Origin of the sequence: Corynebacterium sp. LK10, assembly GCF_008042455.1 — a bacterium.
GTDB lineage: Bacteria > Actinomycetota > Actinomycetes > Mycobacteriales > Mycobacteriaceae > Corynebacterium > Corynebacterium jeikeium_D.
This window is the reverse complement of sequence record NZ_NOVT01000009.1, coordinates 47015-66655: the sequence shown is the minus strand read 5'-3', so window position 1 is coordinate 66655 and position 19641 is coordinate 47015. Positions and strand designations below refer to the sequence as shown.

At 58.6% G+C, this 19641-nt stretch carries 19 protein-coding genes; 8 read left to right on the top strand and 11 right to left on the bottom strand.

The genetic code is table 11. From position 1 onward, the window contains the following. The first annotated feature begins 9 nt into the window (after positions 1–9). Both dusB and phoU read left to right on the top strand, forming a co-directional pair. Complete coding sequence (dusB, locus tag CHU70_RS03630; protein ID WP_042388893.1) at positions 10–1167, top strand: tRNA dihydrouridine synthase DusB; 1158 nt, start codon at positions 10–12, stop codon at positions 1165–1167. Between the two features lie 90 nt (positions 1168–1257). Continuing rightward, complete coding sequence (gene phoU, locus CHU70_RS03625) at positions 1258–1995, top strand: phosphate signaling complex protein PhoU (RefSeq protein WP_080969597.1); 738 nt, start codon at positions 1258–1260, stop codon at positions 1993–1995. A gap of 362 nt (positions 1996–2357) precedes the next feature. Here the strand turns inward: phoU and CHU70_RS03620 are convergent, their stop codons facing one another. The 6 genes from CHU70_RS03620 to mshD all read right to left on the bottom strand — a co-directional run bounded on the left by CHU70_RS03620 (position 2358) and on the right by mshD (position 8878). Then, positions 2358–3188 (bottom strand): hypothetical protein, encoded by an 831-nt coding sequence (locus CHU70_RS03620; RefSeq protein ID WP_049193810.1) that lies wholly within the window; start codon positions 3186–3188, stop codon positions 2358–2360. A 266-nt stretch (positions 3189–3454) separates the two neighbouring features. After that, complete coding sequence (gene pstB / locus CHU70_RS03610) at positions 3455–4231, bottom strand: phosphate ABC transporter ATP-binding protein PstB (RefSeq protein WP_016421380.1); 777 nt, start codon at positions 4229–4231, stop codon at positions 3455–3457. Between the two features lie 48 nt (positions 4232–4279). Then, positions 4280–5173 carry a phosphate ABC transporter permease PstA gene (pstA, locus tag CHU70_RS03605; RefSeq protein ID WP_187269770.1) on the bottom strand — a complete coding sequence of 298 codons (894 nt, stop codon included), beginning with the start codon at positions 5171–5173 and terminating at the stop codon, positions 4280–4282. A 77-nt stretch (positions 5174–5250) separates the two neighbouring features. Beyond that, positions 5251–6294 carry a phosphate ABC transporter permease subunit PstC gene (gene pstC / locus CHU70_RS03600; protein ID WP_049173061.1) on the bottom strand — a complete coding sequence of 348 codons (1044 nt, stop codon included), beginning with the start codon at positions 6292–6294 and terminating at the stop codon, positions 5251–5253. 237 nt (positions 6295–6531) lie between these two features. Next, entirely contained in the window at positions 6532–7629 is a 1098-nt protein-coding gene (gene pstS / locus CHU70_RS03595; RefSeq protein ID WP_016421383.1) for a phosphate ABC transporter substrate-binding protein PstS, read from the bottom strand. 340 nt (positions 7630–7969) lie between these two features. After that, positions 7970–8878 carry a mycothiol synthase gene (mshD, locus tag CHU70_RS03590; protein ID WP_070603970.1) on the bottom strand — a complete coding sequence of 303 codons (909 nt, stop codon included), beginning with the start codon at positions 8876–8878 and terminating at the stop codon, positions 7970–7972. 81 nt (positions 8879–8959) lie between these two features. Here mshD and CHU70_RS03585 point away from each other — a divergent pair, with 81 nt between their 5' ends. After that, positions 8960–9817 carry a DUF2993 domain-containing protein gene (locus tag CHU70_RS03585; RefSeq protein ID WP_016421385.1) on the top strand — a complete coding sequence of 286 codons (858 nt, stop codon included), beginning with the start codon at positions 8960–8962 and terminating at the stop codon, positions 9815–9817. 101 nt (positions 9818–9918) lie between these two features. After that, positions 9919–10599 (top strand): FABP family protein, encoded by a 681-nt coding sequence (locus CHU70_RS03580; protein WP_016421386.1) that lies wholly within the window; start codon positions 9919–9921, stop codon positions 10597–10599. A 77-nt stretch (positions 10600–10676) separates the two neighbouring features. Here the strand turns inward: CHU70_RS03580 and CHU70_RS03575 are convergent, their stop codons facing one another. After that, the gene (locus CHU70_RS03575; RefSeq protein WP_049190238.1) at positions 10677–11564 is read right to left on the bottom strand and encodes an aminodeoxychorismate lyase; all 888 of its coding nucleotides are present in this window, start codon (positions 11562–11564) and stop codon (positions 10677–10679) included. A gap of 80 nt (positions 11565–11644) precedes the next feature. On the opposite strand from CHU70_RS03575, the gene CHU70_RS03570 reads away from it, so the two are divergent. Next, the gene (locus CHU70_RS03570; RefSeq protein ID WP_049173066.1) at positions 11645–12799 is read left to right on the top strand and encodes a folate-binding protein YgfZ; all 1155 of its coding nucleotides are present in this window, start codon (positions 11645–11647) and stop codon (positions 12797–12799) included. A 260-nt stretch (positions 12800–13059) separates the two neighbouring features. Beyond that, the gene (locus CHU70_RS03565; protein WP_005511943.1) at positions 13060–13242 is read left to right on the top strand and encodes a DUF3073 domain-containing protein; all 183 of its coding nucleotides are present in this window, start codon (positions 13060–13062) and stop codon (positions 13240–13242) included. 311 nt (positions 13243–13553) lie between these two features. Here CHU70_RS03565 and purM read toward each other — a convergent pair whose 3' ends face one another. The 3 genes from purM to CHU70_RS03550 form a co-directional block, all read right to left on the bottom strand. Then, positions 13554–14618 (bottom strand): phosphoribosylformylglycinamidine cyclo-ligase, encoded by a 1065-nt coding sequence (gene purM, locus CHU70_RS03560; RefSeq protein ID WP_016421389.1) that lies wholly within the window; start codon positions 14616–14618, stop codon positions 13554–13556. Between the two features lie 158 nt (positions 14619–14776). Then, the gene (gene purF / locus CHU70_RS03555; protein WP_049173068.1) at positions 14777–16345 is read right to left on the bottom strand and encodes an amidophosphoribosyltransferase; all 1569 of its coding nucleotides are present in this window, start codon (positions 16343–16345) and stop codon (positions 14777–14779) included. A 50-nt stretch (positions 16346–16395) separates the two neighbouring features. Further along, a complete protein-coding gene (locus CHU70_RS03550; RefSeq protein ID WP_016421391.1) occupies positions 16396–16836 on the bottom strand; it encodes a sterol carrier family protein in 441 nt (146 codons plus the stop codon). 29 nt (positions 16837–16865) lie between these two features. Between CHU70_RS03550 and CHU70_RS03545 the strand changes: the two genes are divergently transcribed. Continuing rightward, complete coding sequence (locus tag CHU70_RS03545; RefSeq protein ID WP_016421392.1) at positions 16866–17873, top strand: acyl-CoA thioesterase; 1008 nt, start codon at positions 16866–16868, stop codon at positions 17871–17873. Here CHU70_RS03545 and CHU70_RS03540 read toward each other — a convergent pair. Then, complete coding sequence (locus tag CHU70_RS03540) at positions 17870–18577, bottom strand: hypothetical protein (RefSeq protein ID WP_070546860.1); 708 nt, start codon at positions 18575–18577, stop codon at positions 17870–17872. The genes CHU70_RS03545 and CHU70_RS03540 overlap by 4 nt on opposite strands. A 119-nt stretch (positions 18578–18696) precedes the next feature. Between CHU70_RS03540 and CHU70_RS03535 the strand changes: the two genes are divergently transcribed. Beyond that, on the top strand, positions 18697–19635 hold the full coding sequence (locus tag CHU70_RS03535) for a hypothetical protein (protein WP_224783816.1): 939 nt from the start codon (positions 18697–18699) through the stop codon (positions 19633–19635). Positions 19636–19641: the final 6 nt, after the last annotated feature.

The following is a 19641-nucleotide window of genomic DNA, read 5'->3' as shown; positions in this document are numbered from 1 at the left end:
TCCGCGCACATGCACATCGGCCCCTTTGAGCTCGCTTCCCCCGTGGTACTCGCTCCGATGGCCGGTGTCACCAACGTGGCATTCCGAACGCTGTGCCGCGAGCAGGAGCTGCAGCGTACAGGCACGGTCTCGGGCCTCTATGTCTGCGAGATGGTCACCGCGCGAGCACTGGTCGAGCACAACGAGAAGACCATGCACATGACCACCTTCGCGCCTGACGAAAACCCGCGCAGCCTGCAGCTCTACACCACTGACCCGAAGTGGACCTACGAGGCCGCAAAGATGATTGTCGACGAAAACCTCGCCGACCACATCGATATGAACTTCGGCTGCCCGGTACCGAAGGTCACTCGCAAGGGCGGCGGCTCGGCACTGCCGTATAAGCGCCGTCTCTTCGGCAACATCGTCGCCGCAGCGGTAAAAGCCACTGAGGGCACGGACATCCCGGTGACCGTGAAATTCCGCGTCGGTATCGACGACGAGCACCACACGCATCTCGATGCCGGCCGCATCGCCGCTGAGATGGGCGCCCAGGCTGTGGCTCTGCATGCCCGCACCGCAGCGCAGCGCTACTCCGGCCACGCTGACTGGTCGCAGATCGCGCGGCTGAAGGAGCACATGGTCGACTCCGGCTACAGCGATATCCCGGTGCTTGGCAACGGCGACATCTTTGCCTCCACCGATGCCCGCAAAATGCTCGACGAGACCGGCTGCGACGGTGTCGTCGTCGGTCGCGGCTGCCTTGGCCGCCCGTGGCTGTTCGCGCAGTTGTCCGCCGAGCTGCGTGGCGAAGAAGTGCCGCCGGCACCAACATTTGGTGAGGTCGCGGGGATTATCCGTCGTCACGCGGAACTGCTCGTGGAGCACGAGGGCGAGCGTAAAGGCTGCCGCGACCTGCGCAAGCACATTGCCTGGTACCTGCGGGGATACCCTGCCGGTAGTGAGGTGCGGAAGTCTCTTGCGCGCGTCGATTCGCTGGCAACGCTCGACGAGATTCTCGCACCGCTTTACGACGGCCCCAGCGCCCACGCCCGCCCGGAGGACGCCGACGGCGCCCGCGGCCGACAGGGGTCCCCTGCAAAGGTGGTCTTGCCGGAGGGCTGGCTGGACGACCCGGAGGACGACACCGTGCCCGAGGGCGCGGAGATTATGCACTCCGGTGGCTAAGCTTCGGTTCTGAGCGAGTGTTTACATAACTTTACGAGGGGTAATTGGGGGCTCCCCACTAACGCGCGACGTTGTTGAGGATTGCCTACTATGGAACGCATGCGCACTGTCTACCGAGAACAAATGGACAACTTGGCTCACAGCCTGATTGTGATGTGTGACCGAGTTGGCTCCATGCACAAGCTTGCGAACAAGGCTCTCTTCGAGGCTGATTTGGTCTCGGCTGAAACAGTTCTTTCCCAGATTGATTCTCTCGAGGACCTGCGCCAGGATGCGGAGCAGCGAGCCTTCGAGCTGTTGGCCCGCGAAGCTCCTGTGGCTGGTGATCTCCGACAGATTGTCAGTGGCCTCTACATTGTCGAGGACATCTCCCGCATGGGCGCGTTGAGTGTGCATATTGCCAACGTTGCCCGGCGTCGCCACCCGAACAAGGCACTGCCGGAGCCCGTGGAGGGGTTCTTCCGCGAGATGGCCTCCGTATCTGAGCAGATGACGCACGAAACCCGTCAGGTGCTCATCGACTACGACGTTGACCAGGCATTGGCCTTGGATAAGACCGATGACAGCATCGATGACATTCACCAGCACCTGTTTACGCTGACCAACGACGATAATTGGCCACACTCCCCTGCGCAGACAGTGGATGTCACTCTGCTGAGCCGCTTCTACGAGCGTTACGCGGATCACGCTGTCGAGGTTGCCGCCCGGATTATTTACCTGGCCACCGGTTACAAGCGCGATGTCTACCTGGACAAGCTTGAGGACGAACGCGACCAGCGCAGCTTTAACCAACGCCTGCAGGCCTTGGAGCGTCACCTGCGGATGTAGGTTCGTGAAGCTGCAGGCTGTTGGGGGTTGGGCTGTAGGGCTGCTGGGCGGGGCTGGGTGTTGGGCTGAGCTGTAGAGATGTTGGGGGCTGTTGAGCTGCGTCGATGGGCCAACTGGCACGGGGTTTTAAACCGAAGTGGAGCTGTTTTTAAGCCACACCAGGCTAAACACTGCCCCAGCCACAACACCGCCTCAAACCGAGAAACTGACTAGGTTTATGACACTTTACCGCCTGTAAACGCTATTCACCTGTCATAAACCTAGTCAGTAACTGTTTGTGCGATTACTTTTCGCGTTAGATGTCTGGAGAATGCCGATTCCTATATCGTGTCCATCCCCGCGGCCCAAGAGACAGCCGCTACTCAAGAGACAGCAACAAAAGACTTCTTTGACATTAAATCTGGGGTGACTGCCAGAACTCCCTGATCTGCCCCATCAATGGGCACAACGATTACCACGTTACCTGCGATTTCGCCGTTCTCATACACCGTCTCGAGGGTGTCAAACTCGTCAGGCGCCACCGCCCAAAGCTCCGTTTCGTCCGTGGTTTGGCCACCTGCAGTTACATAATTAATACCAAGCCAGGAACTCTGCCCCTGAGGGTCATTCCCCTTGTACTTTGCAGTAACATGCACAAGTCCGTATACAAACCCCTCTGGAGCAGGGTCATTGAACTGATTTTCCGCCAGAACCTCATCGTTAGCGTTTAGATTTACGCTATCGATAGTAATGGCCCACTGCTCACTTTCGATGGTCGTTCCAATCGGCAACGGATTCTCCCGACTACTGCCCGCAGCACCAGAATCGGAAGAATCAGATTTGCTTCCATCCGGGCTAGAGGCAGTCGTATCCCGATTGAACGCATCATCCACGGCATTGCCTACCGAAGAAACAAATACAATTGGCGCAATGAGCAATCCCAACACAGAAAGAATCAGAGCGATAAGAGCTGGTTTTTTGGTAGTTGCGCGCTGAAACAGTCCGACGACCGATAAAATAAATGCAACCGGTAGCGCCACCCAACCAATAATCAAAGCCCCCGGGATACAACCGAGTAAACCAATAATCGCAACTACAAGTGCAATGTAACCGACAATTGGCTTCGGCGCTTTCTCTTCGGCGATTACTGGCCAAGATTGCTCACCCACAGGGGAAAACTGAGGATTGAACTGCGCGTTTTGCTGGTTATCCATAATTGAATAACTCCTATGTAAATATATTTACCCAGATCCCTCTACAGTTTTCCGGGGGACGCTCGATTGCGTCTTCGGAAGATTACCCCGCCCGATAACAAACAGACAATTCCGCCCCAAAACAAACATTATTTTCACCCCCGGCCCCACACCGAAACAAACAGCAATCTCATAAACTGCAACAACAATAAGAGCCCCGTACCTCGCGTGAACACGCGTGAGGTACGGGGCTCTTTCTTTTGCTTATTACGGCATACGCCAAGCGTTTAACCGAAGCGACCGGAGATGTAGTCCTCGGTTTCCTTCTTGTCTGGATTCTCGAAGATCTTCTTGGTCGGGCCAACCTCAACCAGGCGACCCGGCTTACCGGTTGCCTCGAGGGAGAAGAATGCGGTCTGATCGGACACACGAGCTGCCTGCTGCATGTTGTGGGTCACGATGACGATGGTGAATTCTTCCTTCAGCTCATGAATCAGGTCCTCGATTGCCAGAGTGGAAATCGGGTCCAGTGCGGAACACGGCTCGTCCATCAGCAGAACTTCCGGCTCAACTGCAATTGCGCGTGCGATACACAGACGCTGCTGCTGACCACCAGAGAGGCCGCCACCCGGCTTGTCCAGGCGGTCCTTGACCTCATCCCAGAGGTTGGCGCCGCGCAGGGACTTCTCGGCAACCTCCTGGAGATGAGCCTTGTTCTTAACACCGGCCAACTTCAGGCCAGCCACGACGTTGTCCTCGATGGACATGGTCGGGAACGGGTTCGGACGCTGGAACACCATACCGATGGTGTTACGAACAGAGACCGGATCGATCTTCGGGCCATAGATGTTTTCGCCGTCGAGAAGCACCTCGCCAGTGACGTAGGCACCCGGGATGACCTCGTGCATACGGTTCAGCGAACGGAGCACGGTGGACTTACCACAGCCGGACGGGCCGATGAATGCGGTAACGGAACGCGGCGGGACGTGCAGGTCGACGTTCTGCACAGCGTGGAAATCGCCGTAGTAGATGTTGACATCGTTAAGGTCTAGGCGCTTAGCCATGGTCTTTCAAAAACCTTCCTTGAAATAGCGGACGTTAGGCGCCCAGCATTAACTGCTCTTGACGGAGAACTTGGCGGATATGACGCGCGCCAGGATATTGATGAGGGCAATGATGAGAACCAGCGTGAGCGCTGCGCCCCACATCTTGTCGAATGCCGCACCGGTATTACCGGCCTTGTACATGTCCAGCATGAACAGCGGCAGCGAGGACTGCGACTGGCCGAACGGGTTATAGGTGATGATTCGTGAGGTTGCAACCAGGATCAGCATCGGTGCGGACTCACCCATGACGCGGGCGACGGCCAGCATGATGCCGGTGACGATGCCCGACAGTGCGGTCGGGAGCACGATCTTCAAAATGGTCTTCCACTTCGGAACACCCAGAGCGTAAGAGGCTTCACGCAACTCGTGCGGAACGATGCGCAGCATTTCCTCGGTGTTGCGGACAACGATTGGCAGCATCAGCAGAACCAGCGCCAGCGAGACGGCGAAGCCGGAGCGACTCATGCCGAACATGACCACCCACATCGAGTAGATGAACAGCGACGCGACAATCGACGGCACACCGGAGAGAATGTCGACCATGAAGGTGGTGACCTTGCCCAGGCGGGAGTTACCTGCGTACTCGACCAAGTAGATGGCGACGAAGATACCGAACGGCACGGTCATGAGAGTAGTAACCAGAGCCTGAACCAAGGTACCGACGATTGCATGCGCAACACCGCCGGCAGACCCACCAACGGTGACACCGCGCTGGGATGCAGTCCACCACTCACCACTCAGCAGTGACGGGGTACCTCGGACGACAAGCTCGAAGAGAACCCACACCAGCGGGACCAGAGCAAGAGCCATGCAGAAGTAAATCAGGACCGTGGAGACGCTGTCCGCCACCTTGCGGGAACCCTTAATCTGGGTGAATGCCGACTCGGTGGTGGGGACCATGTCTGCAGGGCCGTGAGGCGAAGAATCAGTAGTTGAACTAGTCATTGTTACTTCTCGTTTCTTTTCCTACGACCTTGCTACTTCTTCGCAATCATTCGGGCTGCGGAGTTGACCACGAAGGTCAGCAAGAACAGCACCAAACCTGCGGACATGTAAGCGCCGGCCTTGAGGTTGTCATTGAACTCCGGTGCCGCATTAGCAATTGCGGTTGCGAAGGTGGTACCACCGTCGAAAAGCGAGCCACGGAATGCCGAGGACGGGGAGATTACGAGGTACAGAGCCATCGTCTCACCGAGGGCACGTCCCAGACCCAGCATCGAGCCGGAGATAAAGCCAGAACGACCGAATGGCAGAATAGCCAGCTTGACCATCTCCCAACGGGTCGCACCGAGAGCCAGCGATGCCTCAATGTGACCACGCGGGGTCTGAACAAAGACCTCACGGGTGGTAGCCGCAATAACCGGCAGAATCATAATTGCCAGCACAATGCCACCGGTGAAGAGGTTTCGACCGGTCTCGAATGCCGGCGAGTTTGGGTACAGGGCAAACATCGGGATAAAGCCCAGCGTCTTAGCCAACCACCCGTACAGACCAGCCAATGCCGGACCGAGAGCCATAAAGCCCCACAGACCGTAAACAATCGACGGCACTGCAGCCAGCAAATCCACGAGGTAACCCAGCGGCTTGACCATCTTCTTTGGAGCATAGGCAGTCAGGAAGATAGCAATACCCAGCGCAACCGGCATAGCCAGAATCAGCGCCAGGATGGAAACCGCGACGGTCACCAGAAACATGTTCGGAATACCGAAGTACATGGCGGAGGTATCCGCCAGGTTCCATCGTTCGGTGTAGGTGAAGAAGTTCGCTTCGTTACGGGACATTGCCGGAACTGCGCGCAGGAGCAGGAACACTGCAATTGCGATGATGGCAGCAGTCACCAATGCGGAAGATCCTACCGCCAGAATCTTGAAGATTCGGTCACCAGGACGAACAACGCCGGTCTGAATGGCTTGCTCTTCCGAGCTCTCGTCGCCGGAGGAATCCACCTGCGGTGCTGAGGACTGCAACAGACTGCTGTCTACAGCCTCCTGCTTCCCTTCAATGGGAGTCGAGGAACTCATGATCTCATTTCCTAAGTAGAAGTGATTTGTGCTTCAACGCACATGAAGACCGATTGGCCTCAGTACCCCTCTACGAGCGGTACCCAATCAACTGAGGTGTCGATGTATAAAGCCAACCGGTCTACGTCAGGTTTTCGGCCTACAGCTCAAATCTGCGTGGCCGGCTGAAGTGATCCTCGCGCCAACTGGGGTAACAACAGAGCCAACTCTGTTTTCCCCCGCGTTGCACGCAAAGAATTACTTGATAGCGTCAACCGCTGCGGACAGCTTGTCCTTGAACTCACCCTGAACCGGGATGTAACCCAGCTCTTCGAGCTCTGGGCCCTGGCCCTCTTCCAGAACAACCTTCAGGAAGTTCTTAACCAGGTCACGAGTCTGCTCGTCGTAACCAGCGGAGCAGACGATTTCGTAAGTGGTCAGAACCAGCGGGTAAGCGCCTTCCTCGTCCATTGCGAACAGAGCGTCGGTGTCAACAACCATGTTGTGACCCTCAGTCTTGAACGTGACGGAATCCAGAGCCTTACCGACGGTGTCGTTGTTCAGCTCAACCGGACCATGACCGAAGTCCATCTTGGCGATGCCCAGGTCCTTGTCCTCAGCGAAGCCAGCCTCGACGTAGGTGATAGCACCGTCGATGTTGGCGACCTCGTTGACAACACCAGCCGAGCCGTTAGCACCCTGGCCAGTAGCAGTCGGGAAGGACTTGGAAGCCTCGTGCTGCCACTGCTCCGGAGCAGCTGCGCTCAGGAACTTCATGAAGTTATCAGTAGTACCGGACTCCTCAGAGCGGTAGACAACCTTGATGTCCTTCTCCGGAAGATCGACACCCTCGTTGACCTCAGCGATCTTCGGGTCGTTCCACTTGGTGATTTTGCCGTCGAAGATTTCAGCAACCAGAGCCGGGGTCAGAGCGACGTCAACACCCTCGAGGTTGTAGGCAACGGCAACCGGACCGATAACCATCGGCAGGTGCCATGCTTCATTGCCGTCGCAGCGCTTCTTAGCCTCTGCGACCTGGTCCTTGCCGTCCTTCTCCTTCAGCGGGGAGTCAGAGCCAGCGAAAGCAACGGTGCCGGCAATGAACTGAGTCTGACCGGAACCAGAGCCAGATGCGTTGTACGACAGGGTCGAGCCGGTCTCTTCAAACTTGGTGGCAAACAAATCCATGGCGCGCTGCTGCGAGGTAGCGCCCTCGCCCTGCAGCTCACCGGTGACGTCAGCCAGACCCTCAACGTTAGAAGCGCCTTCGCCGCCCTCTTCAGAGCAAGCAGCCAGGGTAAGGCTTGCAACAGCGGCCAAACCAATGACAGATGCCGCACGGTTCTTCTTCAGCACAGTAAATCCTCCGGGGTTTTACACAATGAGTGAAACAGTTCACGTGGAACCGCCACACTCCGGTCCACTGCGCTGAACCTATCTACCGATAGTAACCGGAACCTGTTCAGAACATTAACAATTGGTGAACGGCGCAAGTAATTCTTTATTTATCCTCATTTTCCCTGTAAGAGGCCCTAAAATGCGCCCCTGAAACACTGAGGATTGGACAGCATCTCCTCAAAAACACAAGAATCATTGCCCCCGCGCCAGAGGAAAACCACCTAAAACTGAGATAAAGCTAAGCTCCCCCTCCCCAATAACTCGCCTTCAATCCCCCCCCCCAATCGAACCGTCACATCTACGCGCCGTACATCACATCACGGCGGGCCACCTCAAAACCGACCGCACGGTACGTGCGCACTGCCGGCGCATTGTCGCCTTCGACATAGAGAATTACCTTTTCCGCTCCCCGGTTTCGGAGATAGGAAAGCCCAACGTTGGTCAGCCATCGTCCGAGACCACGTCCGCGTGCCTTCGAGCTCAGTCCAATCACATACACCTCGCCAGTTGGCACAGACTCCTCGGCATGCCACTTCGTCCAGTGGAAACCGCAAATCTCCTCCGCACTGTCGCGCGCCCCGGCCACATCCGCAGCAAAGAACACGCCCTCCGGGTCGAACCACTGCACGTTCCGAGCGCGATCGAGTTGTGGCTGCGACCAACCGCCCTGCTCCGGATGCCAGTCAAACGCCTCATTATTCACAGCCAACCACACCCGATCCACGGCCGCCTCACCCCACTTCGCGCGTGCCGCAGTCAGGGTTAGCGCTTCAACATCATCGCGCTTATCGACGGCCCCCGCAGCCTTCTCCAACGCTGAGCTCGAAATGGACATCTGCAACAGCTCGCGGATGACCTTGCGTCCCGTCAACTCTGCCAAACGACTGGCACCGGCGACATCACCGTGAGCCCAGACAGGCAGGCGCTCGCCGACCTCAGCATCGATGTGCGCAAGCAGCTTCGCCCCCACTCCTTGCTTACGAAACTCCGGGTCAACAACCATCTCCACAGCATCCGGCGCAACGGCGGCCAGGCCCAAGTAACGGTCGTTCTCAATAATCGCAAAGTGTCGATGCCCGAAAGATTCGTCGTCAAGCCCTCGGACGAAAGCCTCGCCGAACGCCTCCACGCCGTCGGCGGAGTGGGCGTGCTGCAGTAGCGTATCGGCGGCGGTGGTGTCTACGTCAAGCAGTTCGGTTACGTTCATACGCCCCACCCTATACACAGCAGCGAATTCAACACTTCCCCGATGTCGTCTGAGCCAAAAGCGATGGGGTACTAATAGAGTGTGTCCATTTCCCGACGACAGAAGAAGATTGGTGGCTCCATCCTCGCCGTTGCCGCGCTGGTGATCGCCACCGACATGGGCTTCGCCAGCCATGCGGAGTACAAGCTCTCCGAGCATATTCAGGAGACTGCTCAGCTGGAGATGACCCCATACGTCGCCATTGGTGGCAAGGCCTACTTGTCTTCCTTTGTTACGGGTAAGTGGAGCTCCGTAACCTCGCGTATCCGCGATGTCGAGGTGCCCGACTTCGGCTTGGTATCTCTGGAGTACGGAGCCTCCAACGTTAAGGTCCCGGCATCGGCGGTGCTCAGCGGTAATTTCCCAGAATCGCCGACGAAGCAGTACTTCACTAAGCTCTCGCTCGACGGTGTCTCTCTGGGAAACAAGCTGGGACTGACAGACTTGAGTATCCAGAGCCTGAAGGACTCCTCCCCCACCGGCGGCTGGGAGACCGAGGCTATCTTCGAGGCCACGCCAGCCGGATGGCAGGGAAAAACCCAGGTTACGGCGAAGTTGCGCATTGTCAGCCGCGACGTGGTCATTACGCCGATGGAGATTATTTCTGCGCCCTCGTCCCCAACGGATTCTAAAAGCCACATCAAACCTGAGCTGTCTGAGGCTGATACGCAGCACATCATGGACACCTTCGCTCTGACGCTGCGGGATTCAGAGATACCGATGGGCATGCCGGCGACTCGCGTGTACGTGTCGGGCGGTTCTATCACCATCGAAGGCGAACAGATTCTGTGCACCGTGTCGCCAACAAACTTCATGCCGCCGACATCCCAGCAGGATGCCGAGGCGTCAGCTCAATCCACGGAGAAGCTGCCGGAGAAGAACTGTCGGGTGCGTCGCTAAGGCCGTCGTCAAGCATCGCCGTTAAGCGTCGGTGCAGCGTTAGCACCATGCGACAACAGCCCATACATGGCCACAAGAGCTTCAGCGGTAGAGTGTGAAGCATGACCGAGAAGAATGGCAGCAACCAGACAGACGCCGCTGCACAGGAGCCTGCAGCTGCGGAAGCCCCTCGCCTCGACGGCAACGAGGCCATCAACCGCGCGGCCGAACAGGCCAAGAGCACCGCTACGCGCAACATCACTGAGCTTGAGGGGCTCCCGATCCCCGACGAGACCGCTAACCTGCGCTTCGGCCCGAATATTCACGACGGCCTGCTGGCACTACTGCCGCTGGTCGGCGTGTGGCGCGGTGAGGGGCAGGCGAACACTGTCGTCGACGGCGAGTACAACTTCGGCCAGCAGCTCATTTTCAGCCACGATGGCGAGAACTACCTGAAGTATGAGTCGCGCATCTGGAAGCTGGACGAAGAAGGCAAGCCGACCGGCCCTGACCAGCGCGAAACAGGATTTTGGCGCATTAACAACGAGGACGAGATTGAGTTCATCTGCGTCCACTCCACCGGCGTCACTGAGATTTACTACGGCAAGCCGGTCTCCGAGCGCGCATGGGAGCTGCAAGCAGCCTCCACAATGGTCACTGCTACCGGTCCTGCATCCCTTGGCCCGGGCAAGCGCCTCTACGGGCTGATGCCGAACAACGATCTCGGGTGGGTAGACGAGCGCCTGCGGGATGAGGAGTTCGCTCCCCGCATGTCCGCGCAGCTCAAGCGCTACGCGGGCTAGGTTCTCCCCGCTTTACGACGGGCGTTGTGTGGCCTTACTGCGGCGCCCAACTGCATCAAGCCCTACTGTTTGGGGCCCTACTGCGTCGCCAGCGCCTTGTCACACAGGTCGCGGAATTCCTTTTCCGCGATTGCATCCGGCTGCCGGATGGGTTCACCATCGATGGACTTAACCACGACCGCGATACGCACCGAAGACACTAGCCACACCGCATCGGCGGTGAATAGGTCCCCGGGCACCAGGACCGTCGGGGTGACTTTCCAGCCGCAGTTGGCGGCTGTTTCAAACAGCGCTGCCTGAGTTGTGCCCGGCAGCACTCCTTCACCGGGGTTGGGAGTCAGCAGCTCATTGCCGCGCTGAACGATGATGGTCGATGTTGGGCCTTCCAAGAGCTTGCCCTCTGCGGAGGTGAAGATGACATCGTCAAACCCCTTGGACTTGGCATAGCGCAAAGCGGCCATATTAGCTGCGTATGACAACGTTTTCGCGCCGATGAGCGCCCACGGTGCACGGGAGCCAAGGTCGAGCGAGAAACCGCGCTCTGCAAGCATGACCGATACCGGCTTCAGACGGTTTTCCGCCACCTTTTCCGCGGAGCTAGCCAAAACGTAGCCAGTCGGCTCTCCGGTGGACTCGCGACCACGCGAGTACACCCACCGCAACGTCGCATCCCCCTCAATTGACCTATCGCGCAACTCCTGTAGTGCGACCTCGGTAGCCGCCCGCCACTGCTGCAGATCTGGGGTTGGCAAATCCAGCATTAGCGCTGACGATGCGAATCGCTTCTCATGCCGGTCGGTATTACAGGTATGACCACCCCTGACCAGGAGTGTTTCAAAAACTCCGTCGCCGCGAATAGCTCCGAGATCATCCGCGTAGAGGAACGGCTGTCCTGCCTCGACAGCAATCGGGCCGCCGTCTGCGAAGACGTCGATAAGCACTAGAGAAGAAAGCGAATCCGTCATACACACAAGCTTAATCCATGCTTAATTTGAGGATTTCTGGTTAACATGAGGGAGTGAGTGTTGAGTATGTAAGTCCTTTGATGTCTCACGTGGCTGGCGCCGCTGCCCTCGAACTGGGCGGACAGATGGAAGGTTTGGAGAAGGCCTCAGAGAACGCCCCAGACGGAAACTCAGCGAAAAACGTTGAGCAAACCGCAGGGCAAGCTAGCGTGGCATGGCACTACGGCCGTCCGCTGGTAGAGCAACGTCATCTGCAGGAGGACTGCGGCGTAGTAGATCGCTCGTACTACCGCGTTATTGAGGTCACTGGCGAGGATCGCCTGACCTACCTCAACACACTTTTTTCGCAGAAGGTCGACGAAGCCGCTCCCGGCACTGTCACTGAAGCACTGAACCTGGATGCAAACGGTCACGTTCTCCATCACATGACGTTGACTGTTTTGGACGATTCCGTGCTTATCGACGTGCCCCCTGCTGGCTTCGACTCCCTGTTGAAGTACCTGAACATGATGGTGTTCTGGTCCAAGGTGGAAATTGCTGAAGTAGAACGGGCGATTATTTCCGTCATGGGGCCGAATGCCCCTGAGGTACTGGTAGCCGCTGGCCTCGCATTCCCGCAGGTGGGCAAAGCTACGACTGTGGGACATTCCTACGTCCGGCACCTGCCGTGGCCACGCGGCGGGCGTGTGGATGTGCTCGTGCGCCGACAGGATGTAGTCGGCGCTTGGGACGCGTTGGTAGCTGCTGGCGCTTCCCCCGTTGGTCTGATGGGCTGGGAGGCCGAACGCGTAGTCTCCTTGCGCCCAGAGCTGGGAATCGACGTAGACGAGAAGATGATTCCGCATGAGGCTCCGCGCTGGATCGCCTCTGAATTCGACACGGCTGCCGTGCACTTGGACAAGGGCTGCTATCGCGGCCAAGAGACGGTATCACGTGTCCACAATGTTGGTCGCTCCCCACGAGTTTTGGTGATGCTGCAGCTCGACGGCTCGGCCACGCTGCCGGAAACCGGCGATCCAGTGATGATGGGCAAGCGCGCCGTGGGCCGCGTGGGCACCGTCGTGCAACATGCCGATTACGGCCCGATTGCATTGGCGCTGCTTAAACGCTCAGCTCAGGAGCGCGAGGGCCTTGTGGTGGGTGACTGCGCCGTGGCCGTCGACCCCTCCTCCATCGACCGCGTTGAGCAGCTGCCGCCGGGCCGTGTGGCCATCAACCGCCTGCGAGGGAAATAGGTAACAGGAAATAGGTAAAGCCACCAGACAGAGTGGTGAAAAAATAACTTTTTCCATTCTTTTTCAGAAAGGATATTTCCCCAGGTCACTACACATATTGAGTTGCCTGAGCGCGAGGACACAACCCACTATGGGCCTCCCCGCGTAACCCCTTCGTCTAAAAATCGGCTATGGTGTCTTACAGGAATTAACGCAATAAGACATAAGTGGGTCGGCCGTATCCCCGTGCCGTCCCACGGATTACACAAGGGGGTCAGGCCATGGGTCGCGGCCGTGCGAAAGCAAAGCAGGCGAAGGTTGCCCGTCAGCTCAAGTACGATTCACCAGAAATGGATTTGGAACGTCTGCAGCGGGAACTCGTCGGCAAGTCGAACGAGTCCGATCGAGACGACTATTACTCTGACTGGGAGGAATGGGCCTCAGGCGCTGGTCGCGACAGCTAGCGCAAGCTAACCGCTGTCGTATTTTCCGCAAAGCGTTTCTATTTCAATAAAGCAAGCACCCACCAACGATTCCGTTGGTGGGTGCTTGCTTTTGCTTAGTCGACTGCGTTTATGTTCCGCCGATTATGTTCGGCGGTGGCGGATCAATCCGAGTTACTGACTGCGTTTATGACAAAAATCGCCCGAAAAACGGCTCGAAAGTGTCATAAACTCATACAGTTTCACATTTGCAGCCCGTGGTTTTCTGGGATCTCCGTTGTGCAACCCGCATCCCGGCCGCCCGTCGCAGTAAACCGACGGCCGGCCGACGCTTAGAAGCGCGGGTGGCTGCCGCGCAAAACAGCCCCGTCCTCGCCAGCCTCGCTCTTGCGGACAGTACCCAGCTCCCAAGCGTTGATGTGGCGGGCAGTCAGCAGAGCCAGGGCACGATCGCGGTCCTCTGCGGAAACAATCGCAACCATGCCAACACCCATGTTGAAGGTCTTCTCCATCTCCTCGCGGGAGACGTTGCCGAGCTCAGCAATGGTCTTGAAAATCGGACCCGGGGTCCAAGTTGCGCGGCTCATGTCGGCGGTCAGGCCTTCCGGCATGATGCGAACCATGTTGCCAGCCAATCCACCACCGGTGACGTGGCAGAAAGTGCGGACCTCGGCCTCGTTCATGAGAGCCAGGCAATCCTTCGCATAAATCTTGGTTGGCTCCAGCAGCTCCTCACCGAGGGTGCGCCCGAAATCCTCGACATAACCGTCGAGCTCCAGACCGGCCTTCTCCAGGAGAACGTAGCGAGCCAGCGAGTAGCCATTGGAGTGAAGTCCAGAGGACTCCATGGCGATAATGACATCGCCCTCACGCACGCGGTCCGGGCCGAGAAGCTTGTCCTCTTCCACGACACCGACGCCGGTAGCTGAGACATCGTACTCACCCGGTTCCATCACACCCGGGTGCTCTGCAGTCTCGCCACCCAGGAGCGCGCAACCCGCCTGGACACAACCCTCGGCGATGCCGGAAACGATCTCGGCGACGTGCTCCGGCACGACCTTGCCAATTGCAATGTAGTCCTGCAGGAACAGCGGCTCGGCACCGCACACGACCAGATCATCGACGACCATGGCGACCAGGTCCAGGCCAATGGTGTCGTGCTTGCCGACGGCCTGCGCCACGGCCAACTTGGTCCCCACACCATCGGAGGATGCGGCCAGCAGCGGCTTTTCGTAGTTGCCCAGTGCAAACAGGCCGGCAAAACCACCGAGCCCGCCACGGACCTCTGGGCGAGTGGCCTTCTTGGCAATCGGGGCGAATAGTTCAACAGCGCGGTCGCCGGCTTCGATGTCGACACCGGCTGCAGCGTAGGAAGCACCAGAAACGTTCTCGGTCATTAGAGGCTCTCGCTTTAAACTTTCTCCCCCGGGCGGCGTTACTGCCGTATCCGGGAGTATTGGCGGACCAGGAACAAAGCAACGGCTGCACTCCACGGCACCGCTTGCGCTTCGTTCTCGGTTCAGTTCTCGTAGTTCATTCTAAGGAGGTTTCGAGGCTAATTGCTCGTTGCGGCTTTGGCAGCCTGGGCTGCCTGCATCCTCTCCACAGCTGCCGCATTCGGATTGCCCTCCGGCAGCCCCAGTGGGTATTTGCCATCGAAGCAGGCACAGCACACTTCGCTCTTTGCCTGTTCGGAAGCGGCGACCATGCCATCGATGGAGACAAATCCCAGGCTGTCGGCGCCAATCGCGGTTGCGATACCGGCGACGATGTCATTCTCATCTACGCCGTTGGCCAACAGCTCGCCCGGAGAGGCGAAGTCAATGCCGTAGAAGCACGGCCATTTCACCGGCGGCGCGGCGATGCGCACGTGCACTTCCTTTGCACCGGCCTCACGCAGCATGCGAATCAGGGCACGCTGAGTGTTGCCGCGGACGATGGAGTCATCGACCACGACCAAGCGCTTACCGGCGATAACTTCCTTCAGCGGGTTCAGCTTCAGTCGGATGCCCAGCTGACGAATCGTCTGCGAAGGCTGAATGAAGGTACGCCCCACGTAGCCGTTTTTGGTCAGCCCCTGTCCAAACGGGATGCCCGATTCCTGGGCGTAGCCAACAGCGGCCGGGGTACCGGATTCCGGCACCGGCATCACCAGGTCACCGTCAGCCGGGAACTCGCGGGCCAACTGGCGGCCCAGCTCAAGACGCACCGCGTTGACGGAGCGACCACGGATGTTGGAGTCCGGGCGCGCCAGGTAGACGTACTCAAAAATGCATCCAGCGTGGGTGGTCTCGGCAAAACGCTGCGAACGCACACCGGAAGCATCAATGGTCACCATCTCGCCTGGCTCGATCTCGCGGACGAACGATGCACCGACGATATCCAGCGCGCAAGTCTCGGATGCGACTACCCAGCCACCGGACAGGCGCCCCAGGCACAGCGGGCGCACACCGTATGGGTCACGCGCGGCGTACAGCGTCTCGCCATCGGTGAAAGTAAGACAGAAAGCGCCCTTCAAACGCGGCAGCAGTGCCATCGCGGCCGCTTCTACATTGGTGCTGCAGCCGTAATCTTCGGGGTGGTCAATCTTGCCGGTTTCGTCGGCAAGCAAAGTGGTCATGATTGCGGAGTCACTGGGCAGCTCGCCCTCTTCACGCAGCAGGCCCTTGTCGACCGCCTCATGGAACAGCGTGAGGTGGTTGGTCAGGTTGCCGTTGTGCCCCAGCGCGATGTCCGTGCCGTCGGAGGCCATCTGGAACATCGGCTGTGCATTCTCCCACGCAGGAGCGCCAGCGGTGGTGTAGCGCGTGTGCCCCACCGCTACGTGCCCCTTCAGAGCGTCGAGCGTCTGCTCATCAAAAACCTGGGAAACAAGGCCCAGGTCCTTGAATACGAGAATTTGGTCGCCGTCGCCGACTGCGATACCGGCGGCTTCCTGGCCGCGATGCTGCAGGGCAAACAGGCCATAGTAGGTGAGTTTGGACACGTCTTCGCCAGGTGCCCAAACGCCAAAAACGCCACATTCTTCGCGCGGGGATGTCTCCCCCAAATCGTCGTATGGCGAAATTGGCAAAAGTTTGGTCTTTGGTGCACCTGAAATGTTGGTATCGGCCACGACATTCACACTAATAGCCCCACCCGCCTGGGCACCAATTCAGCATCCCCCCACGGGCTTTAAGAAATGCGCGCCACCGGCAGATGATTCCCAATTTCCGCCGCGCGCGTTCCCGACATATCGATGTGCGCCTGCACCTGCTCTAACGTGATCATTCCGCACGCGAGTCCCAGCCAAATCTCCGGCGACATCTCCACGACATTGGGCGGCGTACCGCGCGTGTGCCTGGGGCCCTCAATGCACTGGACCGCGACGAAGGGCGGCACGCGCACCTCGACGCTATGCCCCGGAGCCTCTTGGGCGAGCATCCGCACGGACAGACGTACCGCTTTGGCAAGGCTCGCACGGCTTAACGACGACCCCTGCGCCCCATCCGGCCCGATGAAGGAGGCAGCCTCTTGGTCAGATAGCAATTCGCGGCCGAGAAGCCGTTGCGCCGCCCAGGGTGCGGCGGTGGAAAGAGCGCTGCGAACGTCGAAAGGCGAGATTTTGGATACCATAACCTCATCCTAGAGTTATGCTTTCATATATGGATACGCAGTCAACTGAAAAAGCTGAACAGGTGCATGCTCCAGCGTCACCATCTCTTGTACTCCGTTTTATGGCATCGCCGACCGATGTCATTATGGCCGGAACCAATTCTGTCCACGGCGGCCGTGTGTTGCAGTGGATTGACAAGGCCGCTTACGCCTGCGCGACCGGCTGGTCGGGACGCTACTGCGTGACTGCGTACTTCGGTCACATTCACTTCACTCGCCCGATTCCCAGTGGCCACATTGTCGAGGTGCGCTCCAAGATTGCGCATACCGGCCGCAGTTCCATGCACATCGTCAACGAAGTGCTCTCGGCTGATCCGCGCGAGGGCAAGTTCACCCGCGCAGCTGACTGCCTGGTGATCTTCGTGGCCATGGATGAAAACGGTAAGTCGACTCCAGTGCCGAAGTGGGTGCCGCAAACGGAGGAAGAAGAGCGCGTTGAGAAGGCCGCTCTTTCCCGTTTTGAGCTTCGCCGCGACATCGAGGCCAGCATGCGCGCGCAGACCTACTCCGCGGACTCTTCCGCACCCGAACTGACCACTCGTTTCCTGGCAAAGCCGACCGATGTTAACTGGGGCGGAAACGTCCACGGCGGCACCGCCATGGAGTGGATCGACGAGGCTGCGACGGCAGTTACCACCAACTGGGCAGGGCGCCAGACCATTTCTGTCTACGCAGGTGGTATTCGCTTCTACAGCCCAATCCACATTGGCGACCTGGTTGAGGTGCGCGCACGCATCCTGCGTACAGGCACGACCTCGATGCACCTGTCGGTGCAGGTCTACTGCTGTGAGCCCCGCAAGGGTGTCGGTGGACTGCGCAAGGCACTGCACTCGACCATGACGTATGTCGCCATTGATGACGATTTCAACCCGCAGCCCGTACCGCACTTCCAGCCGACGACGGATGAGGACAAGCGCCTGCACGCTCACGATCTGTCACTGAAGGCGTTGCGTGACAAGTACAGCCCACTGCCGCTGATTGAGCGCGAACAGGACTAAGCCGCCTGGCTACCCGGCTTCCTGTTTTTCCACCAGATGGATAGGAACATCCAGCCAATCAGCGCGAAGGTGATGTAGGTGACGTACCGGTCAATCGTCTGCAGGGAGCCCTGGATGCTTGGGCCAAACTTCAGGCCCAAGTACAGGTAGAAGCACTTGAGCATCGCGGCACAGAGGAAGAGGTACACGCCTACTACCCAGCCGCGCACCTTCGCAATACCACCGATGGCCACGACAATCGTGGCCGGAATCGGCGAGAATGGCACAAACGATGCCAGCACACTCAGCCCGATGCGTTCATAGATGAAGTTCTCCATCTTCTTAAACCATCGCGGTGGGTGTCCGCCGAAACTCATCGTGATGAATTCCGTGCCCCACTTCTTGCCCATCCAGTAGAAGAACGGCATGAACTTGATTGTCGAAAGCGCCGCAATCACTACAACAGCGAAGAGGAGGAGCGGCCGGTCCTCGTTTTCCGACGCGAGAATCAGCACCGACAGATTCGATCCTGTCAGCCATGTGTGCAAGAACGTGTACTTGAGCAGCAAGACCGCACGGAACGGGATGATTGCAAAGCCGTACACGGCAACCAGCATCAGCGATGCATAGAGAAGCTTGTCTATTTTGTCCGGCTCACGCAGGAAGCTCGGCAGATCCTCACGAGGGTCGTGCTCGGCCTCGTTACGCATGTCGGGTGAAGTCATGAACCACAGTTTAACTGCACGCCCTCTTCCGCAGCAGGAGCCGCAGACTAGGCCATTACGTACGGCTCAGACGCACTCGCCAAGGACGAGCGCAGCGCCGCCTACTATCCTGAGAAGATATGACCACCGATTCACCCGCGCCTGTGCCCGCACAGCAGCCTCACGCAGCACGGTCTGAGTCTTCCTCACCATCGCTTGACGACGGCCAGGAGAACGCATCCTCACCGAGCATGCTGCAACGTGTTCGCGCCGCTATCCCGCCTGTTTCCATCCTGGTACTGACGGCGGTATTCCTCTTCGCCGGGTGGTTCACGCTCTTCGGTCCTATCAATGTTCTGGCGTGGCGTGGTGGCACGTTCCCCCGCACCGAGGCAGACCGCCCTTACTATCAGCAGGCTCTGAAGGATGTTGCGCGCTATCAGTACGAGGAGCAGCCCTCCCCTGAGGTTTACTTCGGCCTGGCGTGTGGCGCTACTGATGACGACATCCGCAGCGTTATCCCCAAGGTCGGCGAGCACCCGAATTCAGACGCAGACCCAACTGCTGATGCAGATGCCGTCGCCGCCGCTGCTGCCACCAGGCCGGGTTCTGCACCCACAGCTGCGAACCAGACCGCGAAGCTGAATCCAAACCTTGACGCATTCGGCAACACGGTCGACTGCTCCGGTTCCTGGACTGCGCCATTCTTGTCATTCCTGCTCGCGTCCGCGGGTGTTCCGGTCTTTGATACGCCCGAGGATTCGGCTGCCGCAGCCGAGAACCCATGGCTGGTTACGGATGTCGAACAGCTCATGGATGCCTACAAGGCACATGATGCTTTCGTCACCGACAAGGACTTCTCTCCTCAGGTGGGTGACATCATTTTCTACCGCTACCCCGCAGGCCTTGGGGTGCACGCCAACATGGTTGTCGCGGTTCAGGGTGACTGGGTCACCATCGGTGGCGATGAGCTTGGCAAGGTCGGTCTAGCTAGCATGACCCTGCGCAACCGAGGTGGCATCGTGGGCTACGGTGCCACGGGCTACTTCGAGCAGGCACCGCTGGACGCCACCAAATAGCCAAGT

Excerpts from the sequence above, each read along its gene's own strand:
- CHU70_RS03570 (WP_049173066.1), top strand. The coding sequence starts at position 11,645 with ATGTCTCACGTGGCTGGCGCCGCTGCCCTCGAACTGGGCGGACAGATG.
- pstC (WP_049173061.1), bottom strand. The coding sequence starts at position 6,294 with ATGAGTTCCTCGACTCCCATTGAAGGGAAGCAGGAGGCTGTAGACAGC.
- CHU70_RS03550 (WP_016421391.1), bottom strand. The coding sequence starts at position 16,836 with ATGGTATCCAAAATCTCGCCTTTCGACGTTCGCAGCGCTCTTTCCACC.
- pstB (WP_016421380.1), bottom strand. The coding sequence starts at position 4,231 with ATGGCTAAGCGCCTAGACCTTAACGATGTCAACATCTACTACGGCGAT.
- CHU70_RS03580 (WP_016421386.1), top strand. The coding sequence starts at position 9,919 with ATGACCGAGAAGAATGGCAGCAACCAGACAGACGCCGCTGCACAGGAG.
- mshD (WP_070603970.1), bottom strand. The coding sequence starts at position 8,878 with ATGAACGTAACCGAACTGCTTGACGTAGACACCACCGCCGCCGATACG.
- dusB (WP_042388893.1), top strand. The coding sequence starts at position 10 with ATGCACATCGGCCCCTTTGAGCTCGCTTCCCCCGTGGTACTCGCTCCG.
- purM (WP_016421389.1), bottom strand. The coding sequence starts at position 14,618 with ATGACCGAGAACGTTTCTGGTGCTTCCTACGCTGCAGCCGGTGTCGAC.
- CHU70_RS03540 (WP_070546860.1), bottom strand. The coding sequence starts at position 18,577 with ATGACTTCACCCGACATGCGTAACGAGGCCGAGCACGACCCTCGTGAG.
- pstA (WP_187269770.1), bottom strand. The coding sequence starts at position 5,173 with ATGGTCCCCACCACCGAGTCGGCATTCACCCAGATTAAGGGTTCCCGC.
- CHU70_RS03620 (WP_049193810.1), bottom strand. The coding sequence starts at position 3,188 with ATGGATAACCAGCAAAACGCGCAGTTCAATCCTCAGTTTTCCCCTGTG.
- CHU70_RS03575 (WP_049190238.1), bottom strand. The coding sequence starts at position 11,564 with ATGACGGATTCGCTTTCTTCTCTAGTGCTTATCGACGTCTTCGCAGAC.
- CHU70_RS03545 (WP_016421392.1), top strand. The coding sequence starts at position 16,866 with ATGGATACGCAGTCAACTGAAAAAGCTGAACAGGTGCATGCTCCAGCG.
- CHU70_RS03535 (WP_224783816.1), top strand. The coding sequence starts at position 18,697 with ATGACCACCGATTCACCCGCGCCTGTGCCCGCACAGCAGCCTCACGCA.
- phoU (WP_080969597.1), top strand. The coding sequence starts at position 1,258 with ATGGAACGCATGCGCACTGTCTACCGAGAACAAATGGACAACTTGGCT.
- CHU70_RS03565 (WP_005511943.1), top strand. The coding sequence starts at position 13,060 with ATGGGTCGCGGCCGTGCGAAAGCAAAGCAGGCGAAGGTTGCCCGTCAG.